Annotated in this window: 17 protein-coding genes; 14 read left to right on the top strand and 3 right to left on the bottom strand. The window is 66.3% G+C overall.

Annotated elements, in window-relative coordinates; all coding sequences use genetic code 11:
- The first annotated feature begins 219 nt into the window (after positions 1 to 219).
- A complete protein-coding gene (locus tag Q0627_RS16030) occupies positions 220 to 1,242 on the top strand; it encodes a LacI family DNA-binding transcriptional regulator (RefSeq protein WP_291014083.1) in 1,023 nt (340 codons plus the stop codon).
- Positions 1,243 to 1,583: 341 nt separating this feature from the next.
- Positions 1,584 to 1,877, top strand: coding sequence for a CopG family transcriptional regulator (locus tag Q0627_RS16025; RefSeq protein ID WP_291014081.1), 294 nt, complete (start codon positions 1,584 to 1,586; stop codon positions 1,875 to 1,877).
- 305 nt (positions 1,878 to 2,182) lie between these two features.
- Here Q0627_RS16025 and Q0627_RS16020 read toward each other — a convergent pair whose 3' ends face one another.
- Positions 2,183 to 2,905 (bottom strand): metal-dependent transcriptional regulator, encoded by a 723-nt coding sequence (locus Q0627_RS16020; protein WP_298811375.1) that lies wholly within the window; start codon positions 2,903 to 2,905, stop codon positions 2,183 to 2,185.
- Positions 2,906 to 3,044: 139 nt separating this feature from the next.
- Between Q0627_RS16020 and Q0627_RS16015 the strand changes: the two genes are divergently transcribed.
- The 3 genes from Q0627_RS16015 to Q0627_RS16005 all read left to right on the top strand — a co-directional run bounded on the left by Q0627_RS16015 (position 3,045) and on the right by Q0627_RS16005 (position 7,112).
- Positions 3,045 to 4,013 (top strand): bifunctional riboflavin kinase/FAD synthetase, encoded by a 969-nt coding sequence (locus Q0627_RS16015; protein ID WP_298811372.1) that lies wholly within the window; start codon positions 3,045 to 3,047, stop codon positions 4,011 to 4,013.
- 141 nt (positions 4,014 to 4,154) lie between these two features.
- The gene (rpsO, locus tag Q0627_RS16010; RefSeq protein ID WP_291013795.1) at positions 4,155 to 4,424 is read left to right on the top strand and encodes a 30S ribosomal protein S15; all 270 of its coding nucleotides are present in this window, start codon (positions 4,155 to 4,157) and stop codon (positions 4,422 to 4,424) included.
- Between the two features lie 411 nt (positions 4,425 to 4,835).
- The gene (locus Q0627_RS16005) at positions 4,836 to 7,112 is read left to right on the top strand and encodes a polyribonucleotide nucleotidyltransferase (RefSeq protein ID WP_291013792.1); all 2,277 of its coding nucleotides are present in this window, start codon (positions 4,836 to 4,838) and stop codon (positions 7,110 to 7,112) included.
- Positions 7,113 to 7,187: 75 nt separating this feature from the next.
- Here the strand turns inward: Q0627_RS16005 and Q0627_RS16000 are convergent, their stop codons facing one another.
- Positions 7,188 to 7,598: a hypothetical protein gene (locus Q0627_RS16000; RefSeq protein ID WP_291013789.1), complete on the bottom strand. Its 411-nt coding sequence runs from the start codon at positions 7,596 to 7,598 to the stop codon at positions 7,188 to 7,190.
- Between the two features lie 169 nt (positions 7,599 to 7,767).
- Here Q0627_RS16000 and Q0627_RS15995 point away from each other — a divergent pair, with 169 nt between their 5' ends.
- From Q0627_RS15995 to Q0627_RS15955, 9 genes are all read left to right on the top strand, one after another.
- Positions 7,768 to 9,210 (top strand): putative nucleotidyltransferase substrate binding domain-containing protein, encoded by a 1,443-nt coding sequence (locus Q0627_RS15995; RefSeq protein ID WP_298811365.1) that lies wholly within the window; start codon positions 7,768 to 7,770, stop codon positions 9,208 to 9,210.
- Positions 9,211 to 9,267: 57 nt separating this feature from the next.
- Positions 9,268 to 10,041, top strand: a complete 774-nt coding sequence (locus Q0627_RS15990; protein WP_298811363.1) for an NRDE family protein — start codon at positions 9,268 to 9,270, stop codon at positions 10,039 to 10,041.
- A 75-nt stretch (positions 10,042 to 10,116) separates the two neighbouring features.
- A complete protein-coding gene (gene dapB, locus Q0627_RS15985) occupies positions 10,117 to 10,866 on the top strand; it encodes a 4-hydroxy-tetrahydrodipicolinate reductase (RefSeq protein ID WP_291013782.1) in 750 nt (249 codons plus the stop codon).
- Positions 10,867 to 10,870: 4 nt separating this feature from the next.
- Positions 10,871 to 11,377, top strand: coding sequence for a hypothetical protein (locus Q0627_RS15980; RefSeq protein ID WP_291013779.1), 507 nt, complete (start codon positions 10,871 to 10,873; stop codon positions 11,375 to 11,377).
- Complete coding sequence (locus Q0627_RS15975) at positions 11,374 to 11,826, top strand: NAD(P)H-dependent oxidoreductase (protein ID WP_291013777.1); 453 nt, start codon at positions 11,374 to 11,376, stop codon at positions 11,824 to 11,826. The genes Q0627_RS15980 and Q0627_RS15975 overlap by 4 nt, the downstream gene beginning before the upstream one ends.
- A 97-nt stretch (positions 11,827 to 11,923) precedes the next feature.
- On the top strand, positions 11,924 to 12,739 hold the full coding sequence (locus Q0627_RS15970; RefSeq protein WP_291013803.1) for a thymidylate synthase: 816 nt from the start codon (positions 11,924 to 11,926) through the stop codon (positions 12,737 to 12,739).
- Between the two features lies 1 nt (position 12,740).
- On the top strand, positions 12,741 to 13,244 hold the full coding sequence (locus Q0627_RS15965; RefSeq protein ID WP_291013775.1) for a dihydrofolate reductase: 504 nt from the start codon (positions 12,741 to 12,743) through the stop codon (positions 13,242 to 13,244).
- A complete protein-coding gene (locus tag Q0627_RS15960; protein ID WP_291013773.1) occupies positions 13,241 to 14,467 on the top strand; it encodes a winged helix-turn-helix domain-containing protein in 1,227 nt (408 codons plus the stop codon). Before Q0627_RS15965 ends, Q0627_RS15960 begins: the two co-directional genes overlap by 4 nt.
- Positions 14,468 to 14,611: 144 nt before the next feature.
- Positions 14,612 to 15,382, top strand: coding sequence for an HAD-IIB family hydrolase (locus Q0627_RS15955; protein ID WP_291013771.1), 771 nt, complete (start codon positions 14,612 to 14,614; stop codon positions 15,380 to 15,382).
- On the opposite strand, the gene Q0627_RS15950 is transcribed toward Q0627_RS15955, so the two are convergent.
- A complete protein-coding gene (locus Q0627_RS15950) occupies positions 15,366 to 16,169 on the bottom strand; it encodes a tyrosine-protein phosphatase (RefSeq protein ID WP_291013768.1) in 804 nt (267 codons plus the stop codon). The genes Q0627_RS15955 and Q0627_RS15950 overlap by 17 nt on opposite strands.
- Between the last annotated feature and the right edge of the window lie 49 nt (positions 16,170 to 16,218).

Here is a 16,218-nt window from a genome sequence, read left to right as displayed (position 1 = left end):
CCGTCCCGATCTGGTGAACCGTTTTATCATCGGTGCTGAATCGATTTAGCAGGTCGAAAATAGCGCAGTGATCCACATCACGTCAAGGTCGGCGTGTGGGTTATGGTGCAGGAGGGATGGCGGTCGGCGCGATCGGGCGGTGTGGCAGATTTCGTAGCCGGAGCAGGGAATGGGCCGGAGCAGGAAATGGGCCGCAGCAGGGAGTGGGCAGGAGCAGGGATGGGTAAACGCAGTACCGGACGTCCGACCCTCGCCGACGTGGCACAGCGGGCTGGGATGTCCAAGGCTGCGGTGAGTATGGTCCTCAACGATCGGCCCGGTTCGCGGGTGTCGGCCGACGCGGCGCGACGTATCAGGGAGGCTGCGGCCGCACTCGACTACCGCCCCAACCCCGCCGCACAGAGCCTGCGCCGCGGTACCACTCAAACGATCGGATTCATCTCCGACGAGGTGACCATCACCCGGTACGCGTCGGGAATGATCCGCGGAGTGCTCGACGCCGCCCGCGCCAACGGTCACATCGTGCTGATGTCCGAGACCGGCGACCAGCACGACATCGCCAGTGCCGCAAGAGCAATGACCGACCGGCGCGTCGACGGCCTACTCATCGGCCTGATGGCGGCGCGCTTGATCGATGCCCCCGACGTGCCACCCGGCCTGCCGGTGGTGATCCTCAACGGTATGTCGTCACAAGGACATCCGTGTGTCCTGCCCGACGAGTCGGCCGCCGGCGAGGCCGTCGCCCGGTACCTCCTCGATCGCGGTCACCGATCCATCGGCATCATCGGTGACCTGCCCGAGATCGCGAGCGACCCACGCCGTTCGGTGACCATCGCCGACAGATTCGCCGGCATCCGGAGGGCCCTCGCCGATGCGGACGTCGACGCACGGTGCGTAGAACTCGACGCGTGGGGACCCCAGATCGGCTATGACCACACTCATGAGCTACTTGACGCCCACCCCACGATCACTGCTCTCATCGCCGGCAACGACAGCGTCGCATTCGGCATCTACCAGGCGCTCGCCGAACGCAACCTCAAGGTGGCGCAGGATATTTCGGTCATCTCCTTCGACGACGAAGAATTCGCCGCCATCCAGCGTCCCGGTCTGACCACCGCCCGCCTGCCCTACGAAGACATGGCCACCTGCGGCGTCGACATGCTCCTCGGCCGCAGGGAGCCAGAGCACCTACGACTGCCGATGCCCTTGATCCAACGGGCATCGGTGGCCGATGTGTCATGAGATCTGCCTGATTCGAGAGTGACAATCATCCCGGTCGGTGCCGCGGCTCGTGCACGGACCCAACTCCCGGTACTAGCGATACCCTGGAACCCATGACCGCAGTGCTCCGTCACGACGACGCCGACGACGAGTTCGCGCCGAGCGCAGAAATATTGCCAAAACCGCAGGTTGCAGATCTCCCCACCGGCGCCTGAGGTCCGATCGACGCGAGTTGGGACGCTACGCCACAAACCGTGCGCCTGGTTCCGGGCCAGGTCGGCGGATGATCTCGCATAAAACTGTATTGCAGTTTACTGATAACCGCAGTACAGTACCCAACGCAAGTAGAGGGGACTGACATCATGAGTACTCGTCGCCGTACCGATGCGGAATACGCTGAACTGCAAGCCGACATCGAGGCTGGTGCCTGGCTGCCCGTCAGTGAGCCTGTTGCCGGAACCGGCGCCCAGGTCGTTCTCAAAGGCGGCCGGCCGGCCGGCCGGAAGCTTCCGAGCGGGAACACCCCGACTACTTCCGTTCGGCTGCCCGTCGACATCAAGGCGCGGCTCGATGATCGGGCAGCAGCTGAAGACGTCAAACCCGCCGAGATCATCCGCAGGGCGCTCGTGGAGTACCTTGACCGGCATCCCGCCTGACACTGCCATCTCCTGGAACGGTCAATATGGTGGCGCCGACATCGCCGCTTCCCCTGTTCGCACGCTCCGCGCCGAACATTCCACCGCTCCTCGCCTGCCCGCGAGGCCGGACCGACGCGAGTTGGGACGCTGTGCCGCAAACCTTGCGCGTAATTCCGGTTTCCGGAGCTAATCGCAAAATTCAGTGTTGCTCACCGATGGGCCGTTTCCCACCGCCCTGCCATTTCCGTCTGCGTAGAAATCTACTAATCGAATACGTGAGCAGTGGACACATGAGATGAACCTGAATTGACCTGTGTGCCGGGTCATGTGGTGACGATGAAGATGGCCCGGGTGGCGATGTCGCCGAGGTCAACGGTAGTGGCGTTGTCGATGGCGACTGAGATCGTGCCGGCGAAGGGGCGCTTTTCGCGGATGGTGAGGATTGAGTCGAGGGCTACGCCGACTTCGTCGAAGTAGCGGAGCATGTTGGGGTCGTCGTCGGAAATGCGGGCGACGCGGCCGGATTGGCCGGTGTCGAGGTCTGAGAGGAGACAGGCGTCGGGGGTGGGGACCGAGCCGTCTGTGCGGGGGATCGGGTCGCCGTGCGGATCACGTTCGGGGAAGCCGAGTTTCGCGTCGAGGCGGGCCAGCATGCGGTCGGAGACGGCGTGTTCGAGGATTTCGGCTTCGTCGTGGACCTCGTCCCAGCCGTAGCCGAGTTCGCGGACGAGGAAGGTTTCGAGGAGGCGGTGGCGGCGGACCATGTCGATGGCGGCGGTGCGGCCCTCGTCGGTGAGGGTGACCGCGCCGTACTTCGCGTGGGACACCAGGCCTTGTTCGGCGAGTTTGCGGATCGCCTCCGACGCCGTCGACGCCGACACGCCCAGTGATTCGGCGAGCATCTTGGTGGTGACCTTGACCTCGGCCCACTCCTGGCTGGTCCAGATCACCTTCAGATAGTCCTGCGTCACCGACGACAGATCGGTGACCGCGCGCCCGGAACCGGGGCCGGCGGGCCGCGCCGAACGGGCACGCGAGTTGGGCATACCTGTCACTGTAAGCCATACGGTTCCGATCCTCTCGCAAGCCGAAAGGCCGCCCCGGTCCGGCTGTTTACCGGGCCGTCGCTTGTGTGTCGGGTGTCCGCGGTGGTTGCCGCGGGCGGGCGGTCGTAGGCTTGTGCGCGTGTTGCGTTGGAGAGGCTTGGAAGACATCCCCGCCGATTGGGGTCGCTGTGTGGTCACCATCGGCGTGTTCGACGGCGTCCACCGGGGGCACGCCCAGCTCATCAACTCGGCGACGGCCGCGGCCAAGGACCGCGGGATCCCGTCGGTGCTGATGACGTTCGACCCGCACCCCACCGAGGTGGTGCCCCCCGGTGCGCTCCCGCCGCAACTGACCACCCTCACCCGGCCCGCCGAATTGGCGGAAGAGCTCGGCATCGACGTGTTCTGCGTCGTGCCGTTCACACCCGAGGTGATGTCGCGGACGCCCAAAGACTTCGCGCACGAAGTGCTCGTCGAACATCTGCACGCCGCCGTCGTCGTGGTCGGCGACAACTTCACGTTCGGGCGCAAAGCTGCCGGTGACGTCGCGAAACTCACCGAACTCGGACAGCGATTCGGATTCGAGGTCGAGGCGATCTCGCTGTTCGGTGAACATGCCGTCACCTACTCGTCCACCTACATCCGGTCATGTGTTGCCGCCGGTGATGTGGAAAGCGCCGCCGAGGCGCTCGGTCGGCCGCACCGGGTCGAGGGGGTCATCGTGCACGGTGAGAAGCGGGGCCGTGACCTCGGATTTCCCACCGCCAACGTCGCCCCGCCCATGTATTCGGCGATCCCCGCCGATGGTGTGTACGCGGCCTGGTTCACCGTCCTCGGCCAGGGCCCGGTCACCGGACAGGTCGAACCGGGACAGCGGTACCAGGCCGCGGTGTCGGTCGGCACCAACCCGACGTTCTCCGGGCGCACCCGTACCGTCGAGGCATTCGTGCTGGACCGCACCGCTGACCTTTACGGTCAGCACGTGGCCGTCGACTTCGTCAGCCGCATCCGGGGTATGGAACCGTTCGCCGACGTCGATGCCCTCATCGCCGAGATGAACCGCGACGTCGAGAAGACGCGGGTGATCCTGGGAGCACAAGAGTCCTGATTTGGGCCGACGGTCCGAGCGCTGGTAGATTGGCCCGTCGGTGTTGCTGCGGTCCGCGGCGGCGCACCACCCGCATCGGTACCTGGGTAGGCGCCTGATCGGGACATCATCACGCGGGACTGAAAAACAGGGAGTATCCCCATGTCTTTGACTGCTGAGCAGAAGAAGGTCATCCTGGCCGAATACGGGCTGCACGAGACCGACACCGGCTCACCCGAGGCTCAGGTCGCGCTGCTGACCAAGCGCATCACCGACCTCACCGAGCACCTCAAGCAGCACAAGCACGATCATCACAGCCGCCGCGGCCTGCTGTTGCTCGTCGGTCGTCGCCGTCGCCTGCTCAAGTACGTCGCCAAGGTCGACATCAACCGCTACCGGTCGCTCATCGAGCGTCTGGGCCTGCGTCGCTGATACCTTCGCGCACTTCATACTTCGCTTCGGCCGCTCCCCGGGATTCGGGGGGCGGCCGAAGAGTTATATCCGGCCGCGGGCCGACAGTGATAGGCTGGAACAGGCTGTTGTCAAGATATATGCAGGATGAATACGGGCATCGTCGGTAGATCGGTCCTCGGTAGTGGCCGCCGGAACAGGGGTTCCGGCCGCTTCGATCGAAGGCCGTCTCCGCGGAACCGGACACAACACGATCGTGTCCGACGTATCTGATCCGCGATATGCCTCGACTCCACCCTGCTCGACGCTCTTCGCGCACATCCGATGGTGTGCTGCGTGGCGTCAGGCTGTCCACAAGATCCGGCCCACGCGCCGGAGACACACCCGGCCGCCACCGATGAGCGGCCGACACGAAGGGAATCCCCACCTCACATGACCGATGTGAACACCGACGTCGCCGAAGACTTCGACGACTCGATCACCGAAGCCACCGCCATCATCGACAACGGCAGCTTCGGCACCCGCACCATCCGGTTCGAAACCGGACGTCTCGCTCTGCAGGCCGCCGGCGCGGTCGTCGCCTACCTCGACGATGAGACCATGCTGCTGTCCACCACCGCAGCCTCCAAGCAGCCGAAGGAACACTTCGACTTCTTCCCGCTGACCGTCGACGTCGAAGAGCGCATGTACGCAGCCGGCCGCATCCCCGGCTCGTTCTTCCGTCGCGAAGGCCGCCCGTCCACCGACGCCATCCTCACCTGCCGGCTCATCGACCGGCCGCTGCGCCCGTCGTTCGTCGACGGCCTGCGCAACGAGATCCAGGTCGTCGTCACCGTCCTGAGCCTCAACCCGCAGGACCTGTACGACGTGCTTGCCATCAACGCCGCCTCGGCCTCCACCCAGATCGCCGGCCTGCCGTTCTCCGGTCCCGTCGGCGGTGTGCGCGTGGCCCTCATCCCGACCGAAGAGAACAAGGTCGGCCAGTGGGTCGCGTTCCCGACCGTCGAGCAGCTCGAGGGCGCCGTGTTCGACATGGTCGTCGCCGGTCGCATCGTCTCCGGTGAAGGCGCCGACGCCGACGTCGCCATCATGATGGTCGAGGCCGAGGCCACCGAGAACGTCATCGACATCATCGCCGGTGGTGCGCAGGCACCCACCGAGGCGATCGTCGCCGAAGGTCTCGAAGCCGCCAAGCCGTTCATCGCCGCCCTGTGCGAGGCCCAGAAGTCGATGGCTGCCGCCGCGGCCAAGGAGACCGGCGAGTTCCCGCTGTTCCCGGCCTACGAGGCCGACGCCTTCGACGCCGTCGCCGCAGCCGCGTCCGACAAGCTGTCGCAGATCCTCACCATCGCCGGCAAGCACGAGCGCGAGGACGCAACCGACGACCTCAAGGCCGAGATCCTCGACCAGCTCGCCGGTCAGTTCGAGGGCCGCGAGAAGGAGATCGGGGCGGCGTTCCGCTCGCTCACCAAGAAGCTGGTGCGTCAGCGCATCCTCACCGACCACTTCCGCATCGACGGCCGCGGCACCACCGACATCCGGTCGCTGTCCGCGGAGGTCGCGGTCATCCCGCGCGCCCACGGTTCGGCCCTGTTCGAGCGCGGCGAGACCCAGATCATGGGCGTCACCACCCTTGACATGGTGAAGATGGCCCAGCAGATCGACTCGCTCGGACCCGAAACGTCCAAGCGGTACATGCACCACTACAACTTCCCGCCGTACTCGACCGGTGAGACCGGCCGCGTCGGGTCGCCCAAGCGCCGCGAAATCGGTCACGGTGCGCTCGCCGAGCGGGCCCTCGTGCCGGTGCTGCCGAGCGTCGCCGACTTCCCCTACGCGATCCGTCAGGTGTCCGAGGCGTTGGGCTCCAACGGTTCCACCTCGATGGGTTCGGTGTGCGCATCCACCCTGTCGCTGCTCAATGCCGGTGTGCCGCTGCGTGCCCCGGTCGCCGGTATCGCGATGGGTCTGGTGTCCGACGACGTCGACGGCGAAACCCGCTATGTCGCACTGACCGACATCCTCGGCGCCGAAGACGCCTTCGGCGACATGGACTTCAAGGTCGCCGGCACCAAGGATTTCGTGACCGCGCTGCAGCTCGACACCAAGCTCGACGGCATCCCGTCGCACGTGCTGGCCGGTGCGCTCAACCAGGCCAAGGACGCCCGGCTGACCATCCTCGACGTGATGGCCGAGGCCATCGACGAGCCCGACGAGATGAGCCCGTACGCGCCGCGGATCACCACCATCAAGATCCCCGTCGACAAGATCGGCGAGCTGATCGGCCCCAAGGGTAAGACGATCAACGGCATCACCGAGGAGACCGGCGCCAACATCTCGATCGAGGACGACGGCACCGTGTTCGTCGGAGCCGCCGACGGCCCGTCCGCGCAGGCCGCGATCGATCGGGTCAACGCCATCGCCAACCCGCAGCTGCCCAAGGTGGGCGAGCGGTTCCTCGGCACCGTGGTCAAGACCACCGCGTTCGGTGCGTTCGTGTCGCTGCTGCCGGGCCGCGACGGCCTGGTGCACATCTCCAAGCTCGGCAAGGGCAAGCGCATCAACAAGGTGGAGGACGTGGTGAACGTCGGCTCCAAACTGCGTGTGGAGATCGCCGACATCGACGAGCGCGGCAAGATCAGCCTCGTCCCCGTCGACGACGACAAGCCTGCCGAGGCCAAGGCCGACGCGGAGAAGGTCGACGCCTGACCGATCAGGGTCCGATGACAGGGCGGCCCGCCATCCTCACCGGGATGGCGGGCCGCTCTCGTTGTCGGTATGTGATCAGGAGTTGTTCGGCCGGTCGTTGCCGGGGCCGAGTGACCCGTTGTCGAGTGCCGTGGTGAGCAGGGTGGTGATCTGCTGCATTCCCACGGTCATCTTGGCGAACCCGGTGCGGACCTCGGTTTCGAGTCCATCCATGCGTGCATCCAGTCCATCCATGCGTGCATCGAGTCCGTCTATGCGGTCGCCGAACCGGCCTTCTTGCTCGAGTTGGGTTTCGCGCAAGGCGTTCAGGATCATCGTCTGTGCGCGGAATGCGGCGTGCATCCCGCTGACATCCTGGTCGGCTCCCGCGGCCAGTACCCGCGCTGCCGACACATCACGGCGTAGTTGCTCGTTCTCTGTCTTGAGTCCTTCGACGTCGCGTTCCACATTACGCAATCGCGCGTCGAGTTCTTCCGGATCTGCCACTGTGCCCCCTCACTGGTTCTTCGTGTCCGTTCAGCGTAACGGCTCCCTGAGGCTGCCGCGGAAAGTTATCCACAGGCTGAGCGCCGTCGGAGTGCGGCCGTAGAATCACGGAGTGCAGCAGTCGACTCCGCAGGTCCCGGTCCCGCATTCTCGTGGGTGGCAAACCGGTATGACCGGGGACAAGCTGACCGTGCCACATCGGGTCGGTGAGGCACCGGCCGGTGCGATCGGCACCCTGATCTCAGGTGATCCGATGGTGGTGGCGGCCTCGATGCCGGTGCGTGATGCGGCGACGGTGATGACCGAGCGTGGTTTCGCGGCGCTGATCGTGGGGGTCGGCGACGGCTTCTGTGTACTGACTGATGTCGGGATCCGCGCCGATGTGGTGGCCCGTGGAGTCGACCCGTGCACGCCCGTCGGCGACATAGTCGGGCCACCGGTGCCCGCGGTCGCCGCCGATACCCCGGTGGCGACCGTGCTCGCCCTGGTGCTCGAACAGGACTTGACCTGTGTGCCCGTCGTCGACGCGGAAGGCGCGCTGTTGGGTTCGGTGACGGCCGCCGACCTGCTGTCGGCTCCCGCCGGACCCAGCCTGACATTGCGCCGGCAGATTGCGACGGCAGTAACACCGTCCGGGCTGCAGCGGCATGCGGCGCGGATCCCGTACTTCGTGGCGGACCTGGTCCGCCGGGGTCAGCCGGCGCACGAGGTGAGTGCGATCGCGTCCCTGCTCAGTGACGCGGTGGTCCGCCGTGCGCTGGATCTCGTGAACGACAGACACGACCTCGACCCGGCCGGGATCTGCTGGATGTCGTTGGGCAGCAACGCCCGTCGCGATGCTGTGCTCAGCTCCGATGTCGACTCCGCGGTGGCCTTCGCCGACGATGTCACCGACGCCGACATCGCCCGGTTCCGGCAGGCCTGCGCAGAGGTGATCGGGATCGCCGGCGGCGGTGGGCTGGCCATCGACCTCAACGGGGTGGTCGCCTCCAAACCGTGGTTCTCGCGGCGTCGTGGCGAATGGTCGGCTGCGGCGCAGAAGTGGATGGACTCCCCACTGCGCGACGAGGCGATCGTGTACACCTCCCTGCTGCTCGACGCCCGGCCCATCTGGGGGACCGGCGGCACCGGGATGGAATCGGTGCTCGACGGGCTCCGGGGCCGCCGGGACACGATGGGTCTGATCCTCGCCGAGGCATTGAGCACCAAAGCCCGGATACGGTCGATGCGCGATGTGCTGTCCGGGAAGGGCGGCACCTTCGACATCAAGGAGCACGCGCTGGCGCCGCTCACCGACATCGCCCGCTGGGTGGCGCTATTCGTCGGCTCCGGCGAACGCGACACCCGGTCGAGGCTGCGGGCGGCCGCGGGCAGCGTCGTGTTGCCGGGAGATCAGGCATCCACGCTGATCGAGGTGTTCGAGGTGCTGCAGCGCGTGCGCCTGAATTATCAAGTGGCTCAGTTCGACAGGGGTGAGACGGTCAGCGACCTGTTGGAGATGAAACGACTGTCCCCATTGGACCGGAGTCTGGTGGCGCAGGCGGTGCGCGAGATCGCCGGTATTCAGCGCAGGCTCGACAATCTCGGGCAGAATCTTCCCCTGATCGATTGACGGGTGTTTTCGATGACTATGGAACCGGCCGGTGCCGGGTCAGGGATGTGGTGACGGATGTGTCTGATTGTGTTCGCGGTCAACGTGATCGACGGCTACCCGTTGGTGGTGGCCGCCAACCGCGATGAGTTCTATGCGCGCGAGACCCGGACGATTCACCGATGGCCGGACCTGCCGATCATCGGTGGCCGGGATACGCAGGCCGGCGGCACCTGGATGGGAGTGAGTGCCGAGGTACCGGGGCGGTTCGCGGCGGTCACCAATGTCCGCGACGGTGATCCGGTGCCCGAACCGGACAAACGCTCACGCGGCGCATTGCCCGTCGACTTCCTGACGTCCGATATTTCCCCGGCCGATGAGGCACAGCGCCTCACCGATACCGCCGAGGAGTATGCGCCGGTGAATCTACTTGTCTCGGATGGTGATTCGGTGTGGTGGGCGGCCAACAAGCCAGAGGTCGCGGCGCATCGGGTCTCCGATGGTGTACGCGGGGTGTCCAACGGCGCCCTCGACAACTCGTGGCCCAAGGTGACCCGCACCGTCGACGCGGTGGCCGCGGTTCTGAAAACCGCACCGCCGCAAACCAATGCGACCGACGAGGCATTGTTCTCCGTGCTCGCCGACGATCGGCCCGCACCCGATGACCTGCTGCCCGACACCGGAGTCGGCCTCGAACGGGAACGGGACCTGTCGCCGGCGTTCATCCGCATGCCCGGCTACGGCACCCGCACCAGCTCGGTCCTGTGGATGCGCGCCGACGGCCACGGCGTACTCACCGAACGACGTTTCGACGAGGGTCGCTACCTCGATCAGTCGACCATGCAGTGGTAGACCGCCACGATCTCGGCCATCCGGGGCGAACGTAGACTGTGCGGGTAATCAGGTCGCACAGGTGAGGGAGTGGCAGTGAGCGGAATCAACGTCGGCGTGCTCGGCAGCAATGGCAAAGTCGGGCAGGCGATCGTGGCCGCAGTGGAGGCGGCCGACGACCTGGCCTACAGCACCGGCGTCGACAAGGACGACGCGCTCACCGCCTTCACCGACACCCAGACCTCGGTGGTCGTCGACTTCACCCACCCCGACGTCGTCATGGGCAACCTGGAATTCCTCATCAACAACGGCATCCACGCCGTCGTCGGCACCACCGGATTCACCACCGAACGCCTCGACACCGTCCGAGGCTGGCTCGACGCCAATCCTGGCGTCGGCGTGCTCATCGCCCCCAACTTCGCGATCGGTGCGGTGCTGTCGATGCGATTCGCCCAGCAAGCGGCCCGGTTCTACGAATCGGTGGAGGTCATCGAGTTGCATCACCCGCACAAGGCCGACGCGCCGTCGGGCACCGCCTACCGCACCGCCGAACTCATCGGAGCGGCCCGCGCCGATGCCGGACTCGCACCCTGCCCGGACGCGACGTCGCAGGAACTCGACGGTGCCCGCGGTGCCGACGTTTCAGGCGTTCGGGTGCATTCGGTGCGCCTGGCCGGTCTCGTCGCCCATCAGGAAGTGCTGCTCGGCACCCAGGGCGAGACGCTGACCATCCGGCACGACTCGCTGGACCGGTCGTCGTTCGCGCCGGGCGTGCTGCTGGGTGTGCGCAATGTGGCCGCGCATCCGGGGCTGACCGTCGGTCTCGAATACTTCATGGACCTCTGAGGTCATGGCGTCTGAGAAGACCTCGGGAAAGCCGCGGGAGAAGGACGCCCGGCCGATCGTCTGGCTGATCGCGTTCCTCGTCGTCGCGCTGTGCTTCTACTTCGGGCTGCTGGGCTGGCGTGGTTTCGGGCTCATCGCCACCGGCAGTGTCGCCGGCATCGGACTGGGCATCGGTGTGATCCTGCTGCCGATCATCGGGGTGTGGCTGGTGTATTCGACTCTGCGCGCCGGCATCGAACACCAGCAACTGGCGCGCGTGATCAAGGACGAGGGCCGCGAACTGGACATCTCACACCTGCCGCGCCGCCCGTCGGGACGCATCGAACGCGACGCCGCCGACGAACTGTTCGCCCAGGTCAAGGCCGAGTGGGAGGCCGACCCCGACGACTGGCGCAACACCTACCGCATCGCCCGTGCCTACGACTACGCCGGCGACCGCACCCGCGCCCGCGAGATGATGAAGCGCGCCGTCACCCAATACCAGGACGCCGCAAAGGGGTCCGGCTCGTGAGCAGGTTGCTGATCATCCACCACACGCCGTCCCCGCACTGCCAGGAGATGTTCGAGGCGGTGGTCAGCGGCGCCACGGACCCCGAAATCGAGGGTGTGGAGGTGGTGCGCAAGGCAGCGCTGTCCGTCACAGCGACGGATGTGCTCGAAGCCGACGGCTACCTGCTCGGCACCCCGGCCAATCTCGGCTACATCAGCGGCGCCCTCAAACACGCCTTCGACACCATCTACTATCCGTGCCTCGACGAGACGCGCGGACGTCCGTACGGGCTGTTCCTGCACGCCAACGAGGGCGGCGAGGGCGCGGTGCGGGCCGTGGAGTCGATCACCACCGGGCTGGCGTGGGTCAAGTCGGCCGACCACGTCGTCCTGTCCGGGAAGCCGGGCAAACAACAGCTGGAAGAATGCTGGAACCTCGGTGCGACGGTGGCCGCACAGTTGATGCGGTAGTGCCGCAGGGACGCGAGGGTCGACCGACATTAGACTTGCGCGAGTGAGCACAGGGCAAGCGGAACGCCGGGACGATATCGCGACCGAGCACGACCCGGTGCGCCCCGCGCCCGGAACCATCCCCACCCCGTACGAAGATCTGTTGCGGCTGGTGCTGAACAGTGGCACGTCGAAGGCAGACCGGACCGGGACCGGTACCCGCAGCGTCTTCGGGCATCAGCTGCGCTACGACCTGGCGGCCGGGTTTCCGCTGATCACCACCAAGAAAGTCCATCTGAAGTCGATCATCTACGAATTGTTGTGGTTCCTGCGCGGCGACTCCAACATCGGCTGGCTCAACGAGCACGGCGTCACGATCTGGGATGAGTGGGCCGATCCTTTCGGTGAACTCGGTCCTATCTACGGCGCGCAGTGGCGGGCTTGGCCGACGCCGTCGGGGGAGTACATCGACCAGATCTCCGCGGCCCTCGATCTGCTCAAGAGCGACCCGGATTCGCGGCGCAACATCGTGTCGGCCTGGAATGTGGGGGAGATTCCGCAGATGGCGCTGCCACCGTGCCATGCGTTTTTTCAGTTCTATGTCGCCGACGGAAAACTGTCGTGCCAGCTGTATCAGCGCAGCGCCGACCTGTTCCTCGGCGTGCCGTTCAACATCGCGTCGTACGCACTGCTCACCCACATGATGGCCGCGCAGGCCGGACTCCGGGTGGGCGAGTTCATCTGGACCGGCGGCGACTGCCACATCTACGACAACCACGTCGAGCAGGTGACCCGGCAACTACTCCGGGATCCGTACCCGTATCCGACATTGCACCTGCGTAAGCGCGCGTCGATCTTCGACTACGAGTACGACGACATCGCCGTGATCGGCTACCGCTCGCACCCGGGTATCGCCGCACCCGTGGCCATCTGAGGTGATCTCACTCATCTGGGCTCAGGACCGCCGCGGGGCGATCGGCCGGGCGAACACCATCCCGTGGCGGGTGCCCGAGGACATGCGGCGCTTCCGGGAACTCACCGGGGCGTCGCCGGTGATCATGGGGCGGCGGACCTGGGAGTCGCTGCCGCCGAAGTTCAGGCCGCTGCCCGGGCGGCGCAACATAGTGATCAGCCGTAACCCCGACCTGCGGGCCGATGGCGCCGAAGTGGCCGCATCGCTCGATGAGGCGTATGCGCTGACAGCGGCCCCGGATATGACTGTGTCGGTGATCGGCGGTGAACAGATATACCGGGCCGCGATCGTCGGCGCCGATGAACTTCGGGTCACCGAGTTGGATCTGGTCATCGAGAATGCGGACGCCTTCGCTCCGGCGATCGATGAGGCGACCTGGTATGCGGTCGACGTCGGTGACTGGCTGACGTCGTCGTCGGGGGCGCGATACCGGTTCGCCGACTACCGTCGGCGGCGCCCGCGGTGACGGCAGCGGACATCTCGGCGGCGCAGGCGCGCAGGATCGCCCTTGCCGCACAGGGTTTCGCCGACAGGCGACCCACGTCGGCCCCTACGATGACGCATCTGAAACGGGTGCTGGGGCGCACCGGGCTCATTCAGCTGGACTCAGTGAATGTGGCGGTGCGCGCTCACTTCCTGCCGCTGTTCGCGCGCCTGGGACCTTACGACCGGCAGCTGCTCGCCAGAGCCGCTTGGCAACCGGTCGGCAAACCGCGGGCGCTGGCCGAATACTGGGCGCATGAAGCGGCGCTCATCCCCGTCGATGATTGGCCGCTGTTCCGTTGGCGTATGGACGAATTCACGGGCGGCCGATGGAAATACACCCGCGAGGTGATGGCCGCCAACGCGGCGCTGGCTGCCGACATTGTCGCCGTCATCGACGAACTCGGCCCGAGCATGCCCCGCGACATCGAGGCCGCCCTCGGCATCGTGCGCGACAAAGGCGACGCCGGAAGCTGGTGGGAGCGCGGCGAGGTCAAACACGTCTGCGAGGCACTGTTCGCCGAGGGGCGGCTGTCGGCGGTGCGGGACGAGAAGTTCTCCCGCTTCTATGACCGCAGCGAACGCATCGTCGGCACCGATATCGCCGAGACGCGGATCGACCGCGCCGATGCACAGCGCATCCTGGTCGGGCGAGCGGCGGCATCGCTGGGCGTCGGCACCCTCACCGACATCGCCGACTACTACCGCATGAGCCGTACCGATGCGCAGCGGGCCATCGCCGAGGCGAACGACGACGGGATGGTCAGCGAGGTGACCGTCGAGGGGTGGGACGACCGCGCCTACCTGGCCGCCGGAGCGCGCACGCCACGCGCCGTCACCTGCTCGACGATCCTCTCACCGTTCGACCCGCTGGTGTTCTGCCGACCACGGGCATTGCGGCTGTTCGACTTTCACTACCGCATCGAGATCTACACACCGGCCCACAAACGCGTCCACGGCTACTACGTGCACCCGTACCTGCTCGGCGACGACATCGCCGCACGGGTCGATCTGAAAGCCGACCGCGCCACCGGCGTGCTGCGGGTGCCCGCCGCGCATCTGGAGCCGGGCCGTGATCGCGGAGTCGTCGCCGAGCGCCTTGCCGCGGACTTGACGACGATGGCGCAGTGGCTGGGACTTGACGCGGTGGCGGTGGCGGACTCCGGTGATCTCGCGAAGGAATTGGCCCGCCGGGTTCGGTCCTGACGACCTCAGGATGCGATCTTGGGCACACCACGGCCGTTCACGAGTTGTAGCGGATAATGGTTGCACTACCCAACACGTAGTGTCCTCGTACAGCGACGTGCGCGCACGCGCGCGTGGATCGAGGAAGAGTAGGTACGCACTGCGATGGCTGTTGAACACGGCGGCAACACATACCGGCTGGTGATGTTCGATCTCGACGACACGCTGGCCCCGTCCAAGAGTCCACTGCCCGACGAGATGGCCGCGCAACTGCGCAGGCTCCTCGAGCGCGGCCTGGTCTGCATCATCTCCGGCGGCCAGTTCGGGCAGTTCGACGCCCAGGTGCTGAGCCGCATCGGCGATGACCCCAACGCCGCGAACCTGCACCTGATGCCCACCTGTGGTACCCAGTACGTCCGGCTCGGCGACTCCGGCTGGGAGACGGTCTACGCCGAATACCTGTCCGACGACGAGAAGTCACGCACGCTCGATGTCCTGGAGAGCGGCGCCGAAGAACTGGGCCTGTGGGAGGCGCAGCCGTGGGGTCCGATCCTGGAGGACCGGGGCTCACAGATCACCTACAGTGCGCTCGGCCAGGCGGCCCCCGTCGACGCCAAGGCCGCCTGGGACCCCGACGGTGCCAAAAAGGAAGCATTGCGTGCGTATGCGGCGCAACGGCTCCCGGACCTGGAGGTCCGCAGCGGCGGATCGACGTCGGTCGATGTCACCCGCAAGGGCATCGACAAGGCCTACGGTGCCCGGCGCCTGATGGAGATCCTCGACCTGAACATCGCCGACATCCTGTTCTACGGCGACCGGCTCGACGAGGGTGGCAACGACCGCCCCGTCGCCGACCTCGGGATCACCTCGATCGCCGTGCACGGCTGGCATGACACCCACGCCAGACTCGACGAGTTGCTCAGCGCAGCAGATTAGCCCGCAGCGTATTCAGATCCTTGGTGGTCAGGCCCAGACCCTTGCGCAGGTAGCCGTCGAGACTGCCGTACTTGCTGTTGGCGGTGGCGAACGATGAGCGCAACCACTCGATGCGGACACCGTTGAGCGGGTCACTCGGCGAGGCGTGGCGGTAGGTGTTGCTGGCCAGGTAATCGCGTTCGATGGTCGCCCGGTCGACGCCGAGGATGCTCAGCAGCAGCGCGGCCGTCCAGCCCGTGCGGTCCTTGCCCGCGGTGCAGTGGAAGATCACCGAGTTGCCGGCGGAGGTGGTGTTCTTGATGTTGAGCAGTGTCTTGCGGAACGCGGCGCGGGCCGACGGCGAGGTCACGAACGCTCGATAGGCCGACGAGAGGTCGATCAGATTGGTGATCGGTGTCTGACCGAGCACGTCGAAATGCTTGAGTGGGGCACCCGGGACCGCCCTGTTCGGCTGGACCGTGTATTCGAGCTGGGTGCGCAGATCCACGATCGACGTCACGTTCAGGCGCTTGAGGGTGCGGATGTCCGACGCGGTCAGCTTCGACAGATTGTCGCTGCGGATCACGGCGGGCGAAACGCTCTTGCCCGATGTGGTGGTGTACGCGGCGAAGGTCCGGGTGTTCTCGGTACCCGCGAGATGAATGACGCTCGGCGTCGCCACCGCGGGTGCGTCGGTGGTGGACGAGCCGGTGTCGGCCGGAACAGCCACCGCGACACCGGCCTGCCCGGTGACGGCCGGAGCCAGGGCGATGGCGGACACGGCGGCCACACTGGTGATGACGCGCATCGGCCGGGATAATGAGCGAGTTGTCATCGCAAGGTTGTCCTTTCGGGGA

Origin of the sequence: uncultured Gordonia sp. (assembly GCF_937858515.1) — a bacterium.
Classification (GTDB): domain Bacteria; phylum Actinomycetota; class Actinomycetes; order Mycobacteriales; family Mycobacteriaceae; genus Gordonia.
This window is presented reverse-complemented; position numbering and strand designations above follow the sequence as displayed.

Bases quoted from the DNA above. Each gene is read 5' to 3' on its own strand.
- Q0627_RS16030 (WP_291014083.1), top strand. From the start codon at position 220: ATGGGTAAACGCAGTACCGGACGTCCGACCCTCGCCGACGTGGCACAG.
- Q0627_RS16025 (WP_291014081.1), top strand. From the start codon at position 1,584: ATGAGTACTCGTCGCCGTACCGATGCGGAATACGCTGAACTGCAAGCC.
- Q0627_RS16020 (WP_298811375.1), bottom strand. From the start codon at position 2,905: ATGCCCAACTCGCGTGCCCGTTCGGCGCGGCCCGCCGGCCCCGGTTCC.
- rpsO (WP_291013795.1), top strand. From the start codon at position 4,155: ATGTCTTTGACTGCTGAGCAGAAGAAGGTCATCCTGGCCGAATACGGG.
- Q0627_RS16005 (WP_291013792.1), top strand. From the start codon at position 4,836: ATGACCGATGTGAACACCGACGTCGCCGAAGACTTCGACGACTCGATC.
- Q0627_RS15995 (WP_298811365.1), top strand. From the start codon at position 7,768: ATGACCGGGGACAAGCTGACCGTGCCACATCGGGTCGGTGAGGCACCG.
- Q0627_RS15990 (WP_298811363.1), top strand. From the start codon at position 9,268: ATGTGTCTGATTGTGTTCGCGGTCAACGTGATCGACGGCTACCCGTTG.
- Q0627_RS15980 (WP_291013779.1), top strand. From the start codon at position 10,871: ATGGCGTCTGAGAAGACCTCGGGAAAGCCGCGGGAGAAGGACGCCCGG.
- Q0627_RS15955 (WP_291013771.1), top strand. From the start codon at position 14,612: ATGGCTGTTGAACACGGCGGCAACACATACCGGCTGGTGATGTTCGAT.
- Q0627_RS15950 (WP_291013768.1), bottom strand. From the start codon at position 16,169: ATGCGCGTCATCACCAGTGTGGCCGCCGTGTCCGCCATCGCCCTGGCT.